We start from the raw sequence: 19,225 nt of genomic DNA on the forward strand, positions 1-19,225 counted from the left end.
CATGTGTGGATGACGCTCCCGTTACAACAGCGTGCCGTGCAGGATCATGGCGGCGATGCTGAAATAGATCACCAGGCCGGTCACGTCCACCAGGGTGGCCACGAACGGGGCCGAGGCGCTGGCCGGGTCGAAACCGAGCCGCTTGAGGATGAAGGGCAGCATCGAGCCGGACAGCGAACCGAAGGTGACGATGCCGACCAGCGCGGCACCGATGGTGATCGCCAGCAGGATCCAGTGCTCGCCGTAGTCATGCAGGCCACCCAGCTGCCAGATCACGATGCGCACGATGGCCAGGCAGCCGAGGATCGCGCCCAGCACCATGCCGGTGGGCACTTCGCGCAGGGCCACCTTCCACCAGTCGCGCAGGCGCAGCTCGCGCAGCGCCAGGCTGCGGATCAGCAGCGAAGTGGCCTGCGAACCGGAGTTGCCGCCCGAACTCATGATCAGCGGAATGAACAGGGTCAGCACCACCGCGCGCGCCAGTTCGTCCTCATAGTGCTGCATCGCGCTGGCGGTCAGCATCTCGCCCAGGAACAGCACGCTCAGCCAGCCGGCGCGCTTGCGCAGCATCTCCAGGAAGCCGATCTGCATGTAGGGCTTGTCCAGTGCCTCCATGCCGCCGAACTTGTGCGCGTCCTCGGTCGATTCCTCGATCAGCGCGTCGAGCACGTCGTCCACGGTGACGATGCCGAGCATCTGCTGCTGTGCATCGACCACCGGGATCGCCAGCAAGTCGTGGCGACGGATCAGCCGTGCCACTTCTTCCTGGTCCATCAGTGCGTCCACCGTCACCGGTGGATTGACCTGGGCCACGTCCAGGATCGACTCCTCCGGCAGGCCGGTGATCAGCCGGCGCATGGTCACCACCTGCTGCAGCTGCTGGCTGGACGGCTCCAGCACGTAGATCGCGTACACCGTTTCACGGGTGCGCTCGACCTGGCGGATGTGCTGCAGGGTCTGCGCCACGGTCCAGCTGGCGGGTACCGCCACGTACTCGGTGGTCATCAGCGCACCGGCGGTGTTCGGCGGGTAGCTGAGCAGCTTCTGGATGGCCTGGCGGGCGTCGGTGCCCAGCAGCGGGATCAACCGCGCGCGTTCTTCCTCATCCAGCTCATGGACGATGTCGGTGGCGCGGTCGTCGGCCATCAAGCCGAGCAGGGCGGCAGCGCGCGCCGGTGGCAGCGCTGCCACCAGCTCGCCACTGCGGTGCAGTTCCGGCGCTTCCAGCATTTTCACTGCACGCGGCAACGGAAGGGCAGCCAGCGTTTCCGCGCCGCGGGTCAGCTCCAGCGTGTTGAGGAATTCCACCGCATCGGCAGTGTTGAAGTTCGCCAGCGGCGCGGCCAGTGCGGCGGCATCGGCCACCGGGCGCAGCAATTGCTTCTGGTTCATCGGGTTTGCCTTGTGGGGGTGCGACCTCGCGCAACGCCAACGCAGGCAAACCGTCCCGATGTCAGGCGGTGGCCATCGCTGGCGTCGAACGAGGTCGACTTCTACTGTCGCTGGACATGGGTTGGGGACTCCGGGATGCGTGTGCCGGCGGACGCGCCGCCAGCGGCGGGCAGTCTGGACCCGTGGACCATGCAGGTCAACCCGGTTCCGCCGCGGCAGCACCCTGCCCGCAGGTTGTTCTCGTGCATGCACAGGCCGGCGCGCATAATGGCGCGGTGGTGTTCGCCACGCTTTTCCCAACCCGAACGGACGCACAGCGGCTCCCCCGATGACCAGGTATTCCCATGCATAGCGGTGGTCTGGAACTGGCGCTGGTGCTGCTGCTGGCGGCGGTCATCGCCGTGCCGGTGTTCAAGAAGTTCGGCTTCGGCGCGGTGCTGGGCTACCTGGCGGCCGGTGTGGTGCTGGGCCCGGACGGGCTGGGCTTCGTGCAGGACGCCGACCGCATCCTCGGCGCCGCCGAGATCGGCGTGGTGATGCTGCTGTTCGTGATCGGCCTGGAGCTGTCGCCGGCACGCCTGAAGGTGATGCGGCGCTCGGTGTTCGGCGCCGGTGCGGCACAGGTGGCGCTGTCCGGGCTGGTGCTGGGCGGCCTGCTGCTGCTCGACCACTTCCAGTGGAAGAGCGCGCTGGTGGTAGGTGTGGCGCTGGCGCTGTCATCCACGGCGGTGGGCCTGCAGCTGCTGTCCGAGCACAAGGCGATCAACAGCGACCATGGCCGGCTCGGGTTCGCCATCCTGCTGTTCCAGGACCTGATCGCGATTCCGCTGCTGGCGGCCATCCCGCTGCTGGGCGGGGTGAAGAACGAGACTCTGCGCTGGGAAGACGCCGCCGTGGCCCTCGGTGCGCTGGCAGTGGTGATCCTGTGCGGGCGACCGGTGCTGCGCAAGGTGTTCAGCATCATCGCCCGCACCCGCAGCCCGGAAGTGTTCACCGCCACCGCACTGCTGGTGGTGCTGGGCACCGCCTGGTTCATGCAGGAAGCCGGCCTCAGCCCCAGCCTCGGCGCGTTCCTGGCCGGCGTGCTGCTGTCCGATTCGGAGTTCCGGCATGAGCTGGAAGCGCAGATCGAGCCGTTCAAGGGCCTGCTGCTGGGCCTGTTCTTCATCGCGGTGGGCATGGGCATCGACCTGGACCGCATCGCGGCCGAGCCGTGGATGATCGCGGCTGGCGTCGGCATCCTGCTGGTGGTCAAGTTCAGCCTGCTGTACGCGATCGGCCGCATCGCCCGGCTCAGTCCGCGGCAGTCGCTGCTGCTGGGCAGCGTGTTGTGGCTGGGCGGCGAGTTCGCTTTCGTGGTGTTCAACGAAGCGCAGCGCGCGCACCTGCTCGGCAATGCCAACCACGACCGGCTGGTGGCGATCGTGGGCCTGTCGATGGCGATCACGCCGCTGCTGATGATCGCGCTGCTCAAGCTGCTCGGCCAGGAGAAGGCCGCACCGCGCGAGGCAGCCGAGGCCGACAAGGTGGCGCCGGACAACCGCCCCAAGGTGCTGATCGCCGGCATGGGCCGTTTCGGCCAAGTGATCGCGCGCCTGCTGACCGCGCAGAAGGTGCCGTTCGTGGCGCTGGAGGCGAACCCGGACACCGTGGCCGACCTGCGCCGTTTCGGCAACCAGCTGTATTACGGCGACCCGACCCGGCCGGAGATGCTGCGTGCGGCGGGCGGCGAGCACATCGATGTGTTCGTGATCACCGTGGACGACCCGGAGACCAACCTGCGCGCGGTGCGCATGGTGCGCCGGCTGTACCCGGACGCGACGGTGCTGGCGCGTGCGCGCAACCGCCAGCATGCCTGGCGCCTGATGGACATGTCGGCCGAGCCGTTCCGCGAAGTGTTTGGCACCAGCCTGGAGATGAGCGGCCGCGTGCTGACCGCATTGGGCGTGGCGCCGGACGTGGCCGAACGACACGTGCAGCGCTTCCGTGAGCATGATGAGCAGCTGCTGCGTGACCAGTACCTGGTGTACGACGACGAGGCGGCGGTGATCCAGACCTCGCGCGATGCACGCAACGACCTGATGCATCTTTTCGAGGCCGACGCGGAAAGGGACGGCGAGTAGGTGTGCCGACCAACGGTCGGCACCCACCCGATCAATGGCGGACCCGGTAGTGCCGGCCGCTGGCCGGCAATCCCGTGTTCCCGGAGATGTCATGAGGTAGCCGGCCAGCGGCCGGCACTACCCTTTTCCAGCGATCAGCCGTTGTCGCGCAGGAACCGCGCCATCGACGAAACGCCCGGCACGCGCGGTTCGAACTCACCGGCCACGTCGATGAAGCCGCGCATCACGGCGATCTCGCGCGGGCTGCGGTTGAGGCTGTCGCGTGCTTCCGGATCCGCCCCCGCGCGCAGCAGGCGCTGCACCAGCAGCGGCAGGCCATGCAGCGCGGCCAAATGCAACGGGCCGAAGCCGCGCGGATCACGCACGTCCAGGCTCACGTCCTCATCCAGCAGGCGCTCTACCGCCGCCATCACCACCTGCTCGTCGCAGGCGGTACCCGGCTCGGCGCGAGCGCCCAGCAGCAGCAGCAGGGGCGTGACCGAACCGGCGGCGGCCTGGTCCGGCTCGGCGCCCGCCAACAGCAGGGTGTCGAGCAGGGCCAGCAGGCGCGAGCGGTCGCGGGCACTGAAACCGTACAGCGCGGCACAGTGCAGCGGGCCCAGCTGCTGCGCGTCACCGGCATGCACGTCGGCACCGGCAGTGAGCAGGCGCGCGACGATGTCCGGCAGACCCAGCGCCGAGGCCAGCATCAGCACGGTCACCCCGCCCGGCAGGCGATGTTCCAGCTTGGCGCCGGCATCGAGCAGGGCCGAAACGATGTCCACCTGGCGCATGCTGACCGCCGCCGACAGCGGCGTCGCGCCACTGGCCGCGGCGTGCTGCGGATCGGCGCCGCGCGCCAGCAGCAGGTCGGTCACCGCCAGGTGGCCGCCACCGGCTGCACGCAGCAGTGCGGTGCAGCCCTGAGCGTCGACCGCGTCGACGGCAAATCCCAGATCGATCAGGCGGCGCACGGCGTCTACATCACCGGCCATCGCAGCGGCCGGCAGATCGGCCTCGCGCAGGGTACGGCGCGGCAACGGCCACACCCGCCAGTCCAGCCAGTCGGCCAGATCACGGCGACCGATCGACAGCGCCACGCCCAACGGCGTCTGGCCGTCGGCGGCGCGGGCTTCCGGCGAGGCACCGTGCTGCACCAGCAGCTTCAGTGCGCCTTCGCGGGCCAACGCGGTGGCCAGGTGCAATGCGGTCATGCCGTGGCTGTCGCGCGCTTCACGATCAACACCGGCCTTGAGCAGGGCCTGCTGCAGGCGCAGCCAGCCCAGGCGCACCGCGAGCGACAGCGGCGGATCGCCGGCCGGCGAGGCGGCGAACGGATCGGCGCCACGTTCCAGCAGTTCCAGTGCCAGCTGTTCCAGGCCACGGGCGGCCTGGTCGTGCTGCGCACACGCTGCGAGGAAGCGTGCCAGGCCACCGCGTCCGGCCGGCGACAGGCCACGCTGCAGCATGACCTGCAGCGCCGGCACCGCGTCGATGCCGCGCGACAACAGCGCGAACATCGGCGTGTCGGAACAGGCGTCACGCACGTAGGGATCGGCACCGTGGGCCAGCAGCCAGTCGACCGCACGCGGCTCCAGCGCCAGCTCCGGATCGAGCAGCAGGCCACCCAGCTCTTCCGGCTGGCACAGCTTGGCCAGCGCGGCCATGCCTTCGGTGTTGCCGAAGCCCAGCGCTTCGCGCAGCAGGGTCAGCGGCGGGCGGTCCGGCAGCAGGCCACTTGCGCCGGCGGCTTCGCCACGCTCGGCCAGTCCATCGCTGACCGCAGCCGGCAATGGATAGGACGGGTCCAGCAGAGCCACGATCGCCCAGCGGCCGGCTTCGGCGGCATAGTCCACCGCACGGCGGCCGACCGGATCGGTGGCATCGGCGGCGATGCCGAGTTCGACCAGGCGCTTGATCAGCAGCGGCGAGACATCCTCGGCCATCGCCGCCAGCTGCACCGCATTACGGCCTTCGCCGTCCACCGCGACCAGGTCCGGCTTGTGCGGCAGCAGATGCTCGATCACGGCGGCGCGACCTGCACGGGCCGCTTCCAGCCACGGCGTACGGCCCAGCGCATCGCGCGCTTCCAGATTGGCGCCGGCAGCCAGCAGCACGCCGATGATCTCGACGTGACCGGCCAGCGCCGCTTCATGCAACGCGCTGCGACGCTGGCGATCACGCGCGTCGGCCCGCGCCTTGTGCTTGAGCAGCAGCTGCACGCCCGCCGGATCGTCGTCCTCGGTGGCGGCGGCGGCCAGCAGCACCGGGGTGCCATCGGCCGGTTCGCAGCGTGCACCGCGTTCGAGCAGGAAACGGGCCAGGCGCCAGTTGCCGACCTGGCAGGCCACGGCCAGCGGCGACCAGCCCTCGTTGTTCAACGCATCGACTTCGGCGGCGGCATCGCGCAGCAGCGCCGCCACACCCGGGTCGGAACTGCGCGCGGCATGGTGCAGCGGCGTGTTGCCATCGCTGTCGGTGGCACGCGAGTCGGCACCGTTGGCGAGCAGGGTCATCACCGCCTCGGGGCGGCCATGCCAGCTGTCGCGGGTGGCGGCCAGCAGCGGGGTCATGCCCCGGTGCGGTGCGTTCACATCGACGCCGCGGGCGATCAGCTCGCGCAGCAGGCGCAGGTCCGGCAGCACCGCTGCCAGCACCGCCAGGCTGCGCTGGTCGCGCCAGTTCGGGTCCGGCAGCGCATACGGATCGGCACCGGCCTGCAGCAGTTGCAGGCCCCGGTCGATGCGGCCATGGCGGGCGGCTTCATACAGCGCCGGGGTCAGCTCCTGCGGCGCCATCGCCTCCAGCGGCGTGGTTTCGACCGCAGCGGAGAACATCGGTTCGCGCTCGTCGCTGGCCGTGGCCAGTGGGCCTGCGCGCAGCGACACCAGCGGTGCCGGCGCCACCCGCTGCAGCAGCAGGTGCAGCACGGGAGACAGCAGCACCACCGCCAGCGCGGCGGGCCAGTGTGCGCTTTCCGGCAGCAGCCCCGGCCAGGCCGGCAGCACCACCAGCGCGGCCAGCGCGATCACCAGCGCGGCCACACCGAGGCCGCGCCAGGCGCCCAGGTCACGCCCCGCCAGCGCCTGCCAGTGCTGGGCCAGGCTGCCGTCGAGGCGTTCGACATCGTTCCACAACGGCCAGGTGCGCCAGGCGGCGAGCAGGCCGGCACTGACCAGCACGCTCAGGCCCAGCACCGCCGCAAGGCTGCCGCTGTCGCGCAGCGCCGCCAGCGGCCAGGCCAGCAACAGCGCCAGCAGCAGCGGCGCGGCCGTCCACAACGCCAGCAGCGCCGGCAGGTCCTGGCGAGCGACCACCTTCAGCGGCAGCAGCGCGCGGCTGCGACGCCACCATGAGATCGCCAGCGCGAACGCTGGCTGCGCCAGTGCGGCCAGGACGGCACCCGGGAAGCCGCCCACGGCGGCGCCCAGCGCCAGCACCGCGCCCGCGGCGAAGGCAATTGACACAAGGCGCGGACGGGAGGCGTCAGTCATAGTGGCGCGGCATCAGGCTGGCCACCGACGGCGGCACCTGCAGGTAGAACCCGCGCTCGCTCATTTCGCTGCGGACCTTTTCCGGGTCAGCCTGCGCCAGGCGGCGCTGGGCATCCAGGGCCACCTCCAGGACGAAGGCGAGCGTCCCCAGCGAGGTGAGCAGCGGCGCGGGCAGCGCGCTGAAATCATCGCGACGGGGAACGTAGACGTAGGTGTCCGGCTTGAGTTGGCTTTTATAGACGTAGGCGTGCATGTCCGCGGGACGATAACCCGGGAAGAGCCATGATTGTGTCGGAAAGCCGACACCGGGGAAAGCCGTCAGCCGACGTTGGCGGCGTGATCGAAGGCGTTTCCCCGGCGAGGTTCAGCAATGTGGCGGCGTCGTTCAGCCACGGCTGCCACCACACGGGCGCTTACTTGACCTTGGCGTAGGTGCCCTTCAGCGCGACACCCGCGAGGATGGCACCGGCGTAGCACTCGTAGTTGGTGCTGCTCTTGAACTCGTTCTTCTTGTAATAGCTGACGATGTCGACCACGGCGTTGGCGCCGCGCGACTTGGCACCGTCCTGCAGCGCGCGCAGTGCCGACAACGCAACCCAGCGGCAGGCCTCGGCATCGCTCTTGTTGGCGGCGTTGGTCTTCTTGTTGGTCACGTCTTCGCCCAGGCGCTGCTGCACGCTGACCGGCTGGCCGGCCAGATAGAAGCGCACGCTGCCGTCGATGCCAGCGTCCTTGGCGGCCTGCGAATTGACCAGTTCCTGCAGGGACTGTTCGACACGCGTGTCGCGGGCAGAGGCGGTGGAGGTCAGGGCCAGCAGCGCGGTGGCAGTGGCGATCATGAGAGTGCGGCGCATCGAAACTTCTCCTTGTCAGGGGTGCGGGTGGGTAGCGGAAACAGTGCGGTGGGACGGTGGTTCACTCGCGCCAGCGGCGGAACACCAGCGAGGTGTTGATGCCGCCGAAGGCGAAGTTGTTGCTCATCACGTACTCGGCCTGCAGTTCGCGGCCCTGCCCGGTGATGAAGTCGAGCTGGCCACAGCGCGGATCGACCTCGGCCAGGTTCAGGGTCGGCGCGAACCAGCCGGTGCGCATCATCTCGATGCTCAGCCAGGCCTCGAACGCGCCACAGGCACCCAGCATGTGGCCGACGTAGCTCTTCAGCGAGCTGATCGGCACGCGGCTGCCGAACACCTGTGCGGTGGCCTGGGTCTCGGCGATGTCGCCGTGGTCGGTGGCGGTGCCATGGGCGTTGACGTAGTCGATCTGCGCCGGGTCCAGACCGGCGTCCTCCAATGCCAAGCGCATGGCCTGGGCCATGGTGTCGGCGCTGGGCTGGGTGACGTGCTGGCCATCGCTGTTGGTGCCGTAGCCGACCACCTCGGCCAGGATGGTGGCGCCACGCGCCTGCGCGTGTTCCAGGTCCTCCAGGATCAGCGTGCAGGCGCCCTCGCCCAGTACCAGGCCATCACGGCCGGCATCGAACGGGCGCGGGGTGGTCTGCGGCGCGTCGTTGCGCACGCTGGTGGCGAACAGCGTGTCGAACACCGCCGCAGCGGTGGCATCGAGCTGCTCGGCACCGCCGGCCACCATCACCGTCTGCTTGCCGCTGCGGATGGCTTCATAGGCCGCGCCCACACCCTGGCTGCCCGAGGTGCAGGCGCTGGACGTGGTGTACACGCGCCCGGACAGGCCGAAGAACACGCCGATGTTGACCGGCGCGGTGTGGCTCATCATCTTCAGGTAGGTGGTGGCACTGATGCCGTCGGTGGTGAACTCGTTGAGCATGCGTCCGAATTCACCGGTGGCCTCATGGCTGCCCGACGAGGAACCATAGGCCACGCCGGTACGGCCGCTGCGCAGCACCGGATGCTCGTGCAGGCCGGCTTCACGCAGTGCCACCTCAGTGGCGCGCACCGACATGATCGCGACCTTGCCCATCGAGCGGGTGGTCTTGCGGTTGTAGTTGGGCGGCAGCGCGAAATCCTGCGCCGGCGCCGCCAGCTTGGTGTTCAGCCCGGCGTACACATCCCATTCGGGCATCGCGCGCACCGCATTGCGGCAGCTGCGAAGATGCGCTTCGATGGTGGGCCAGTCGTGGCCGAGCGGACTGATGGCGGCGGCGCCGGTGACCACCACGCGACGATCGGCGGCCATCAGAGCATGCCTCCGTTCACCGAGATCACCTGGCGGGTGATGTAGCCGGCCGGCTCGGACAGCAGGAACGCCACCGTCGCCGCCACTTCGTCGGGACGGCCGACGCGGCCGGCGGGAATCAGCTTGAGCGCGTGTTCCACCACTTCATCGTTGAGCATTTCGGTTTCGATCAGGCCCGGAGCCACGCAGTTGACGGTGATCTGGCGGCTGGCCAGTTCCAGCGCCAGCGCCTTGGTGGCACCGATGATGCCGGCCTTGGCAGCACTGTAGTTGACCTGGCCGCGGTTGCCGGCCAACCCGGATACCGACGACAGGGTGACGATGCGGCCCGGCTTGCGCCGCCGTACCATCGGCATGATCAGCGGATGCAGCACGTTGTAGAAGCCATCCAGGTTGGTGTGGATGACCTGGTCCCAATCGTCCTCCGACAGCGCCGGGAAGGCGCCGTCACGGGCGATGCCGGCATTGCAGACCACGCCGTAATACGCGCCATGTGCCTCGACATCGGCTTCCAGCGCGGCCCTCGCGGCCTCGCGGTCGGCCACGTCGAACACCAGCACGCGGGCCTGCTGGCCCAGTGCCTGGATCTCAGCCTCCACGGCCTGTGCCTCTTCCAGGCGGCTGCGGCAATGCACCACCACGTCGAAGCCATCGCGCGCGATGCGCAGCGCAATGGCCCGGCCGATGCCCCGGCTGGCGCCGGTCACCAGCACGCTTCGATTCCCTGTCATGCCTGTCCACTCTCCAGATAGGCCATCGCGTCGGCCGGTTCGTACACCGACACGTTGGCTGTCGCCCATTCGTCCTCACCTGCCAGGATGCGGCAGGCGAACATCCCCAATCCATTGTCACCCAACAGCTCGCAGCGCGCCTGTACGCGCAGCCGCGAACCGGCGGGGAAGCTGCTGCGCGCGCTGCTGTAGCGGCGGCTGCCGAGCAGGAAGCCCAGCTGCGGCGGCTTGCCGGCCGCACGCGCGCGGCAGCCGGCCCAGGCCGCGATGGCCTGCGCCATGTATTCGATGCCGACCCACGCCGGCACTTCGCCGTTCTCCACGAACAGGCCGGCCTCGGGCACCACCAGTTCGGCCTCGAGGGTGTCCTGGTCCCAATGCGTGATGCGCTGCAGCAGGCACATGTCCTGGCGGTGCGGCACCACCTCTTCGATTGCATACAACGTGTTCATCGACGCTCCAGTGCCAGCACCGCATTGCTGCCGCCGAAGGCGAACGAATTGCTCAGCACCCGCCGCGGTGGCTGCGCAAGGCGCGTGCCCGGTGCGACCAGCGGCAGCACCGGCAGTGCCGGGTCGGCCACGCCGTCCCACCAGTGCGGCGGCAGCAGCTGCTGCGGGTTCTCGGCCAGCACGATCCAGCACAGCGCCGCCTCGATGGCACCCGAGGCACCCAGCGTGTGGCCGGTCAGCGGCTTGGTCGAACTGGCTGGCACGCTGTTGCCCAGCACCTGCGAGACCGCCAGGCTTTCCATCGCATCGTTGTGGCCGGTGGCGGTGCCATGCAGGTTCACGTAATCCACTTCGTCTGCGCCCCAGCCTGCGCGCAGCAGCGCCTGCTGCAGCGCGTCGATGGCACCCAGCCCCTGCGGGTCGGGCGCGGACATGTGGTGGGCATCGGCCGACTCGCCCCACCCCGCCAGGCATACCGGGCCGGGTTCGCGGGTGAGCAGGAACAGCGCGGCACCCTCGCCGATGTTGATGCCGGCGCGGTGCTGCGAGAACGGGTTGCAGCGTGCCGCCGACACCGATTCCAGCGCGCTGAAACCAGCCACGGTGAAGCGGCACAGCGAATCGGCGCCACCGGCGATCACCGCATCGACGATGCCGGCGCGCAGCATGCGCGCGGCTGACATCAATGCCTTGGCACTGGACGAACACGCGGTGGACAGGGTCCACGCCGGTCCCTGTGCGCCGCTGCGCTGGCGCACGAACTGCGCGGCGGTGCCCATTTCCTGCTGGGCGTAATCGAAGCCCTGCGGCCACTGGCCCTGTTCAGCGTGGCTGCGCAGGGCCTGCTCGGATTCACCGATGCCCGAGGTGCTGGTGCCCAGCACCACCGCCACGCGCTCGGCACCATGGCGGGCAATCGCCGCGGCCACCGCCGGTGCGATCTGCGCCAGCGCCACGTCCAGCAGGGCGTTGTTGCGCCCGCGCAGGGCCACCGGCAGGTCTTCCAGCGCCGGCAGCGGCGTGCGGACCTCTCCCAGCGCCAGGATGCGCCCCGGCAGCAGGCTGTCGTTGTCGCTGAGCCCGCCCGGCACATCGGCGAACATCGCCGACGCGACCGCAGTGCGGCCATCGCCGAGCGCGCAGACCACGCCCAGGTCGTTCAGGTAGATCGGTGCACTCATGGGTCCTGCCCGGCCATATCGATCGATTCGATGCGCAGCGCATAGCCTTCGGCGCGGTTGTCCAGCTGCACGCTGCCATCGTCCAGGCGCTGCAGCAGCAGCCACACCGTGCCGTCGCGCGACAAGCTGCGCTGGTGGCCGTCGTCGATGACCTCCCAGCCGGCCGGCAGCGCTGCGGCGATGGCCGCGGTCGGCCACAGCGCGAACTGCAGGTCATCCAGCACACGCTCGGCACGCACCTGCGGCGGCAACCACGGCGCACGCTGCTGGGTCAGCTGCTGGCCGTCCCACTGCAGGCGCACGCCGGTCTGGCCCATCGCCTGCACCGCCAGCTGCACCCGCTGTGCATCGGCTTCCAGCAGCGCATCGAGGTCGCGCTCATGGCTGCCGAAACGGAAGTGCAGCTGCTGCTGCAGCGCCAGCGGCGCCGGCAGGCTGGCCGGCGACAGGCGCAGCGGCGGCAGTTCCACCTGTGGCTTGGGCATGCGCCCGGCACAGGCGGCCAGCAGCAGGCACAGCAGCAGGGCCGCAGTACGGAAGATCAGGCGCTGCACAGTTCCTCCAGCACGCGCATGCGACGGCCGCTTTCGTCGGCCACATACGGGTTGTTGGTGTCCCAGGCGTAGCCGGCCAGGATGGAGCTGATCATGTCGCGCACTTCGGGCTGCTGCTGCGGGTGGTAGATGATCTTCTGGAAGCCGCCGTCGTACCAGCTTTCGACGAAGCGGCGGAAGGTCTTCACGCCGGCGCGCAGCGGGATCGAGAATTCAGCTTCCCAGTCGACGGTTTCACCGGCATAGCGGCGCGCCAGGCATTCGCTGGCCAGCTGCGCGGACTTGAAGGCAATGGTCACGCCCGAGGAGAACACCGGATCGAGGAACTCGCCGGCGTTGCCCAGCAACGCGTAGCCGGGCCCCCACAGCGAACTGACGTTGGCCGAGTAGCCGGTGATGCGGCGCACCGGCAGCACCGCCCATTCGGCGTTGGCCAGCAGCCCGGTCAGGTTGGGGTCCTCGCCGACGACGGCCTGCAGCTTCTGCAGGTCGTCGCCCTCGTAGCGCTCGAAGAACGACGGCTCGGCGACCACGCCCAGCGAACAGCAGCCGTTGGAGAACGGGATCGTCCAGTACCAGACGTCGATGTGCTCGGGGTGGGTGGTGATCAGGATCTTGTTGCGGTCGAAGTCCGCTTCGGCCGGAATGTTGTCGCGCACGTGGCAGAAGATCGCGCCGCGCACCGGGAAGTTGGACGGCGACTCCAGCTGCAGCAGCCGCGGCAGCAGGCGCGCGAAGCCGGAGGCATCGAGGATGAAATCGGCCTCGATGCGGTATTCACTGCCGTCCGGGCGGCGCACCGTCACCGCCGGTTGCTCGCCCGGCTCGACCGCAAGCACTTCGTCGCCGAAGCGCAGCGTGGTGCCCATGCGCTCGGCACCGCGTGCCAGCACGTTGTCGAAGTCGGCGCGCTGCACCTGGTAGGTGGTGCCCCAACCCGGCGAGAACTTCTTCCTGAAGTCGAATGCAGTGCGCGCTTCGCCGTGCACGAAGGCGGCACCGTTCTTGTACTGGAAGCCCGCCTCGACCACATCCTGCAGCAGGCCGGCCGCCTCGATGTACTCCATGCTCTGCGGCAGCAGGCTTTCGCCGATGGAGAAGCGTGGGAACTGCTGGCGTTCCAGCATCAGCACCTGGCGGCCCTGCTGGCGCAGCATCGCCGCAGCCACCGAACCGGCCGGGCCCGCGCCGATGATCAGGATTTCAGTACGTTCGACAGCATCCACAGCAGTGTTCATCGGTGCGTCCTTGTTGCTCGATCAAGTGGAAAGAAGGAAGTCGGAAAACAGGCTCAGGCCGGCGGCAGATCGTGCGGCGGCGGACGGAACAGCGGCGAGATCAGCCAGACCAGGCCGATGCCGAACAGCAGGGTCAGGCCGAACGCGCGCAACGCCGGGGTCTGCGACAGGCCCAGCAGGCCGAACGACAGCCAGGTACTGGCCGCGCCCACGCACACCGCCAGCCAGGCACTGGCATCACCGCGGTGCTCGATCAGGAAGATGCCGTAGTCGATGCCCATGCCCAGCAGCAGCATCAGCGCCAGCACGTTGAACAGCTGCAGCGGCTGGCCGAACAGGCCCAGCAGGCCCAGGGTCAGTGCACCGGCAATCAGGGTCGGTGCGAACACGCGCCAGGCCTGGCGTCGGTAGCGCAGCCACAGCGCGCCGAACACCAGCACGATGCCGACCAGCAGCAGGCCGCCCATCAGCTTGCGGTAGTGGCCCAGCAGCTGCGAGAAGTCGGCGGTACGGTCCACCCAGCGCACGCCGGGCAGGCCCTCGGCCGCGCCACGCAGGGTGGTCAGCGCATCGGCACGCGACAGGTCATCGACCATCACCACGCTGATCATCTGCCCGCCCACCGCGCCCACCCACAGGTGACGGAACGGCTGCGAGGCGGGCGAGGCCAGAAAGGCTTCGGCGGTAAGCGGCGCATCCGCGAACTGCGGACGCTGCAGCGGCTCTCCCACCGCCTCGGACACGGCCGACAGCACGCCAGGTTCCACCTTCGCGGTCAGCGCGGCATCGGCCTGCTGGCGCGCCGGCGACGGCAGCCAATCGCTGATCGCGCGATAGCCACCAATGCGCTTGTCGTTGGCCAGTACACGCAGGCGCTCGGTCAGTGCTTCCTCGCGCTGCAGCAGCTGCGCAGCATCCGCGCCCTGCACCAGGTAGAACTGCGCCGGGCTGGGCATGCCCAGCAGCTGGCTCAGGCGGATCTGCTGCGCCATCAACGCTGGCGGTGATGACTGCAGGCTGCGCAGGTCGTCGTTGCTGTGCAGGCGAGCGATGCCGATTGCAGACAATGCCAGCGCGACCAGCACGAACACCGTCACCCGGCGACGCCCATGCAGGCGCGGGAAGCGCTCGAGCGTGTTGCCCAGCCACTGCGAGAAACGGGTCTGGCGGATCTCACCACCATCCAGCCACGGGAACCAGAAGATCACCGTGAGGAAAGCAGCGGCCAGACCGACCACCGAGAACAGTGCCATCTGGCGCAGGCCCGGGAACGGGGCCAGGCCCAGTGCCAGGTAGGCCAGCGCGCTGGTCAGCAGGGCCAGCCACAGGCCCGGCAGCAGGTGCCGCAGCAGCTTCCAGCGACGATCGGCCGGCTCGGCCTGGCGCGAGGCGAACCAGTGGATGCCGTAATCCTCGGCCACACCCACCAGCGATGCACCGAACACCAGGGTCAGCACGTGCACCTTGCCAAACACCAGCACGGTCACCGCCAGCGCCACGCCACAGCCGATCAGCAATGACGCGGCGACCAGCAGGATCGGGCGCAGCGAACGGAACGCCAGCCACACCAGCAGCAGCACCGCGGCCAGCGAGCCCCAGCCGATCGTGTTGATCTCACGGTTGGCCTGCACTGCGGCCGCTTCGGCATGCAGCGGCACGCCGGCGTGCAGGATCTCCAGCTCCGGTGCTACGGCCTTGGCCGCCTTTCCGGCGCGTTCCAGCAGGCCATCGAGATGGCGTTCGCCGTCAAGCTGGAATGCCGAACCAGGTGTATCGAACTGCAGCACGGCCCAATGCCTGCCCTCGGCTTCGAGCAGGCCGTCATCGCCCAGCCGTAACCCCGAGCCCTGCGCCTGCTGCTGCCACCATTGCGGCCACAGCGACAGCGGGTCCTGGCGCCAATCGGTCAGGCGTGGGGCGCCCATCGGACCGTACAGCGCAGCCAACGCCTGCTCCGCCAACGCGCCCGGCTCGCTGCCCTGCAGCTGCTCGCGCTGGGCCGGGGTCAGCAGGCGGTCGCGGTACGGCGCGTAGAACGCGCGCGCCTCATCGAACCAGCCCTCGATGGAACCACTGGGCACCAGCAACGCGTGATCGGCATCCTTGGCCATAGCCGCAGCGAACGCGGACTGCGCGCGCTTGGCGGCGGCACCGTCCTGGCTGCCCAGCAGCACCACCACCTGCCGTGAACTGCCATCGGCGATGCGCCGGGTGACGTCGCTCAACAGGCGGTCATGCGCATCCTGCGGCAGCAACGCGAGGATGTCGGTGTCGATCCGCGATTGCTGGCTCCACAGCTGCCACTGCTGTGCGCCCAGCGCCAGCAGCACCAGCAGCCAGGCAATGCCCAGCCAGTGCCACCAGCGCCGCAACCGGTCCGGTGGGTTCGATGCCACGGCCTCACTCAAAGCGGCGGGCCTCGTCGGCATTGAGCGTGGCCGGCGCCTCGCTCAACGCGCTGAACTGGATCTGCGTGCGGTCCTTGTTGGCCTCGACGATCTCGACCTGGCGCACGTAGCGGTCACCTTGCAGGGTCAGCGACTGGAAGGCCTTGGCCAGCATCGCCGACTTCGGCGTCAGCCGCAGCCGCCAGCCCTGCCCTTCACGGCTGGCCGCCACGTTGAACTGGCCGGACAGCGCCTGCACGTCGCCACTCATCAGCGCGAACATGATCGCGTTCACCGAACGCATCGCCGGCTGCTGCCGTGCATCGAGCTCGACACGGGTGCTGCCATCGCGCTGGCGGCTGAGGATGCGGTCGGCGGTGACCACCACTTCGGAGGGGAACGGCTTGAGCGTGGTCCAGATCACGCCATGCTGGCGCGCGACCACGAACTGGCCCTGCGAGCGCAGCGGGTTCCTGAAGCCGCTGACCTGCTTTTCCTGGCTGAACTGGCCACGCAGCACGTCCGGCCGCGCCACCGCCTGAGTGATCGCATCAATGGCGGGGTCGGCCGCCTGCACCTGCGGTGCGGCAACGAAGATCAGCGCGCACAGCAGCGCGCTGGAAAGACGGACAAGGGTGTTCACGGTGCAGGCACTCCCAGGCGTTCCCACAGTACCGGCGGGCACTGGTACAGCATTTCCTTGCTGCCCGCGTCCACCGCGACCTGGATGGTCATCGCGCGGGTCAGCACCTGGCCGCTTTCCGCATCGAGGATTTCATACTCGATCTTCAGCCGGTTCTCCCATTCCACGATGCGCGCGACCACGCGCAGGGCCTGGTTGAACAGCAGCGGGCGCACGTACTTCACCCGCGCATCGACCACCGGCCACAGGTAGCCCGATTCGAGCATCTGTGGATAGTCGTAGTCGTAGCGCCCGAGCAGCGCGCAGCGCGCGATCTCGAAGTACTTGAAATAGTTGCCATGCCAGACCACGTTCATCGGATCGCAGTCATGGAAGGCGGGCGTCAACGCAATTTCGCCAACCCGTTCAATAACCTCATTCACCGGCGTACAGCTCCCAACGTTGCGCGCGGATCTCCACCAGCAGTTCCCGCAGTTCGCGATCCAGCGCGCGGTCTTCTTCAACCAGGGCGATGCGCTGCCCCAGGTCGGCGTACATGTCGGCCAGACTGCCATGCAGCTGCGCGTTCAGGCCAACCCGTTCGCGCAGGGCCAGGCCCTGGCGGGCAGCGATCAGCATCGCGGCCACCACCTGTTCAGTCAGTTCGATCACGCGCAGGCAGTCACGCGCGGCGATGGTGCCCATGCTGACCTTGTCCTGGTTGTGGCATTCGGTCGAACGCGAGAACACGCTGGCCGGCATGGTCTGCTTCAGCGCTTCGGCGGTCCACGCCGACACGCTGATCTGCAGTGCCTTCAGGCCATGGTTGATGGCCGCGCGCGGGCCGGTGGCCGCCGACAGGTTGGCAGGCAGCCCATGGTTGTAGCGGGCATCGACCACCAGTGCCAGCTGGCGGTCGAGCAGATCGGCAACGTTGGCCACGGTGTTCTTCAGGGTGTCCATCGCCAGCGCGATGTGGCCCCCGTAGAAGTGGCCGCCATGCAGGATGCGCTCGCCGTCGGCATCGATCAGCGGATTGTCGTTGGCGCTGTTCAGTTCGGTTTCGATCAGCTGGCGCAGGAACGGCAGGCTGTCCTCCAGCACGCCGATCACATGCGGCGCGCAGCGCAGCGAATAGCGGTCCTGCAGGCGCTGTTCATTGCGCGGCGGACGCTCGCTGTGCAGGTCGCTGCGCAGGCGCGCGGCGATGCGGCCCTGGCCCGGATGCGGCTTGGCCGCGAACAGGGTTTCGTCGAAGTGGTGCGCGTTGCCGTCGCTGGCCAGCACGTTGAACGCGGTCAGGCGCGTGGCCATGCGTGCCAGGTAGTCGGCGCGCTGCCAGGCCAGGCAGGCCAGGCCGGTCATCACGGCGGTGCCGTTCATGATCGCCAGGCCTTCCTTCGGCCGCAGCTTCAGCGGGGTCATGCCGATCTTCGCCAGCACCTCGGCTGCCGGCCGCACGCGGCCGTCGTGCAGCACCTCGCGCTCGCCGCACAGCACCGCCGCCACGTAGGACAGCGGCGTGAGGTCACCACTGGCACCGACCGAGCCTTCGGCCGGAATCATCGGCAGCACGTCGTGCTGCAGCAGCGTGGCCAGGCCTTCCAGCAGCGGCACACTGACACCGGACATGCCACGCACCAGCGAGGCCAGGCGCGCGGCCAGCACCGCACGGGTCTCGACCGGGTCCAGGTAACGGCCCAGGCCGCAGCCATGGTAGGTGTACAGGTGGTGCGGCAGTTCAGCCACCAGTGCCGGCGGGATGTTCACCGTGCACGAATCGCCATAGCCGGTGGTCACACCGTAGATCACGCCATCCTCGCGCAGCAGTCGGTCGAGGAAGTCGGCGCCGCGCTGGATGTGCGCGCGGAACGCCGGCGCGTCGCTCAGCGCGGCCTCGCACTGGCGCTGGGCCAGGGCAACCACGTCTTCGATGGTCAACGGTGCATCGCCAAAGCGGCACACGGGTACGGCGTCAGTCGTCATGCGGAGCCTGATCCCAGAAGGGGAAGAAATTGAACCAGTCCAACGGGGACTGGATGACCTGCAGTTCCAGCCAGCGCGCGAAGCGCTGTGCCTGTTCGGCCAGTGCGGCGTCGCGCGAGCCACGCGGCAGCACGATGCGGTCGGCGAACTGTTCGAATGCAACGCGATAGCCCTCGCCCTGGTGCAGGCAGGCCATGGTGTAGACCGGGCACCCCAGCGCGGCGGCGAGTACATAGGCGCCGATCGGGAACGGGGCGCGGTGGCCAAGGAAATCGGCGGTGACGCTGCGGCCACCCTGTACCGGCGTGCGGTCGCCGACGATGGCAACGAAGCCCCCCGCCGCAACGCGCTCGGCCAGCATCACCGCCGTGGCCGGCCCCATTTCGGTCACCTGCACCAGTTCCACCGCCGCCAGCGGGTCCAGCCGCTGCAGCAGACGGTTGAAGCGCTGCGCGTGTGCGGTATGCACCAGCACGGTGATGCGGAATCCCGGCACCTGCTCGGCCAGCACCTGGCACAGCTCCAGGCAGCCGATGTGCGCGGTGAGGATCAGCCCGCCCTCGCGGCGCGCGATCTTCTGCAGCACCAGGTCGCGGTGCAGGTGGATGCGTTCGGCCGGGTAGCGCCCGCCCAGGCCGAGGATCTTGTCCAGCATCGTGTCGGCGAAGGTAAAGAAGTGGCGCAGGCTGTCACGCCGTTTCGGCGCGCGGCCGAGCACGCCGCTGTGCGCCTGCAGCCGCTGCAGGTACTGCATCGAGGCCTGGCGCCCTACACGGTTGCCCAGCCAATGGCAGGCCACCACCGGCCACACGCACAGGCGGAACGGCCAGCGCCCGAACCAGCGGTGCACCCAGCACAGGAACAGCACGCCGGCCACCGAGGTGGATTCGCCGATGTCGGCCCAGTGTGGGGCGCCCTGCGCGGCCGTCATC

General features: G+C 69.0%; 16 protein-coding genes. 1 reads left to right on the forward strand and 15 read right to left on the reverse strand.

The genetic code is table 11. From position 1 onward, the window contains the following. Positions 1-21: 21 nt before the first annotated feature. Positions 22-1,392, reverse strand: coding sequence for a magnesium transporter (mgtE, locus tag ACTXG9_RS08505; protein WP_021203486.1), 1,371 nt, complete (start codon positions 1,390-1,392; stop codon positions 22-24). Positions 1,393-1,736: 344 nt separating this feature from the next. Between mgtE and ACTXG9_RS08510 the strand changes: the two genes are divergently transcribed. After that, a complete protein-coding gene (locus ACTXG9_RS08510) occupies positions 1,737-3,515 on the forward strand; it encodes a monovalent cation:proton antiporter-2 (CPA2) family protein (protein ID WP_021203487.1) in 1,779 nt (592 codons plus the stop codon). A 134-nt stretch (positions 3,516-3,649) separates the two neighbouring features. Here the strand turns inward: ACTXG9_RS08510 and ACTXG9_RS08515 are convergent, their stop codons facing one another. The 14 genes from ACTXG9_RS08515 to ACTXG9_RS08580 form a co-directional block, all read right to left on the reverse strand. Beyond that, positions 3,650-6,988, reverse strand: a complete 3,339-nt coding sequence (locus ACTXG9_RS08515) for an ankyrin repeat domain-containing protein (protein WP_019661701.1) — start codon at positions 6,986-6,988, stop codon at positions 3,650-3,652. Further along, entirely contained in the window at positions 6,981-7,241 is a 261-nt protein-coding gene (locus ACTXG9_RS08520; RefSeq protein WP_014648833.1) for a YcgL domain-containing protein, read from the reverse strand. The genes ACTXG9_RS08515 and ACTXG9_RS08520 overlap by 8 nt, the downstream gene beginning before the upstream one ends. A 160-nt stretch (positions 7,242-7,401) precedes the next feature. Next, positions 7,402-7,842, reverse strand: a complete 441-nt coding sequence (locus tag ACTXG9_RS08525; protein WP_005420284.1) for a hypothetical protein — start codon at positions 7,840-7,842, stop codon at positions 7,402-7,404. A 61-nt stretch (positions 7,843-7,903) separates the two neighbouring features. Continuing rightward, complete coding sequence (locus ACTXG9_RS08530; protein WP_197575337.1) at positions 7,904-9,142, reverse strand: beta-ketoacyl-ACP synthase; 1,239 nt, start codon at positions 9,140-9,142, stop codon at positions 7,904-7,906. Continuing rightward, entirely contained in the window at positions 9,142-9,873 is a 732-nt protein-coding gene (locus ACTXG9_RS08535) for a 3-ketoacyl-ACP reductase FabG2 (RefSeq protein ID WP_021203490.1), read from the reverse strand. Before ACTXG9_RS08535 ends, ACTXG9_RS08530 begins: the two co-directional genes overlap by 1 nt. Further along, positions 9,870-10,325, reverse strand: coding sequence for an ApeP family dehydratase (locus ACTXG9_RS08540; protein ID WP_134732095.1), 456 nt, complete (start codon positions 10,323-10,325; stop codon positions 9,870-9,872). The genes ACTXG9_RS08535 and ACTXG9_RS08540 overlap by 4 nt, the downstream gene beginning before the upstream one ends. Further along, on the reverse strand, positions 10,322-11,506 hold the full coding sequence (locus ACTXG9_RS08545) for a beta-ketoacyl-ACP synthase (protein WP_134732097.1): 1,185 nt from the start codon (positions 11,504-11,506) through the stop codon (positions 10,322-10,324). The genes ACTXG9_RS08540 and ACTXG9_RS08545 overlap by 4 nt, the downstream gene beginning before the upstream one ends. Beyond that, positions 11,503-12,060 (reverse strand): DUF3261 domain-containing protein, encoded by a 558-nt coding sequence (locus ACTXG9_RS08550; RefSeq protein ID WP_021203493.1) that lies wholly within the window; start codon positions 12,058-12,060, stop codon positions 11,503-11,505. The genes ACTXG9_RS08545 and ACTXG9_RS08550 overlap by 4 nt, the downstream gene beginning before the upstream one ends. Further along, the gene (locus tag ACTXG9_RS08555) at positions 12,048-13,298 is read right to left on the reverse strand and encodes an NAD(P)/FAD-dependent oxidoreductase (protein WP_329866858.1); all 1,251 of its coding nucleotides are present in this window, start codon (positions 13,296-13,298) and stop codon (positions 12,048-12,050) included. The genes ACTXG9_RS08550 and ACTXG9_RS08555 overlap by 13 nt, the downstream gene beginning before the upstream one ends. Before the next feature lie 53 nt (positions 13,299-13,351). Then, a complete protein-coding gene (locus tag ACTXG9_RS08560) occupies positions 13,352-15,727 on the reverse strand; it encodes an MMPL family transporter (RefSeq protein WP_329858808.1) in 2,376 nt (791 codons plus the stop codon). Next, positions 15,699-16,328, reverse strand: a complete 630-nt coding sequence (locus ACTXG9_RS08565; protein ID WP_111098818.1) for a LolA family protein — start codon at positions 16,326-16,328, stop codon at positions 15,699-15,701. The genes ACTXG9_RS08560 and ACTXG9_RS08565 overlap by 29 nt, the downstream gene beginning before the upstream one ends. After that, positions 16,325-16,750 carry an acyl-CoA thioesterase gene (locus ACTXG9_RS08570; RefSeq protein ID WP_111098819.1) on the reverse strand — a complete coding sequence of 142 codons (426 nt, stop codon included), beginning with the start codon at positions 16,748-16,750 and terminating at the stop codon, positions 16,325-16,327. Before ACTXG9_RS08570 ends, ACTXG9_RS08565 begins: the two co-directional genes overlap by 4 nt. Next, positions 16,743-18,293, reverse strand: a complete 1,551-nt coding sequence (locus tag ACTXG9_RS08575) for an HAL/PAL/TAL family ammonia-lyase (protein WP_014038932.1) — start codon at positions 18,291-18,293, stop codon at positions 16,743-16,745. Before ACTXG9_RS08575 ends, ACTXG9_RS08570 begins: the two co-directional genes overlap by 8 nt. Continuing rightward, complete coding sequence (locus ACTXG9_RS08580) at positions 18,283-19,224, reverse strand: LpxL/LpxP family acyltransferase (protein WP_021203498.1); 942 nt, start codon at positions 19,222-19,224, stop codon at positions 18,283-18,285. The genes ACTXG9_RS08575 and ACTXG9_RS08580 overlap by 11 nt, the downstream gene beginning before the upstream one ends. Position 19,225 lies beyond the last annotated feature (1 nt).

The organism is Stenotrophomonas maltophilia group sp. LNF247 (genome assembly GCF_054083135.1).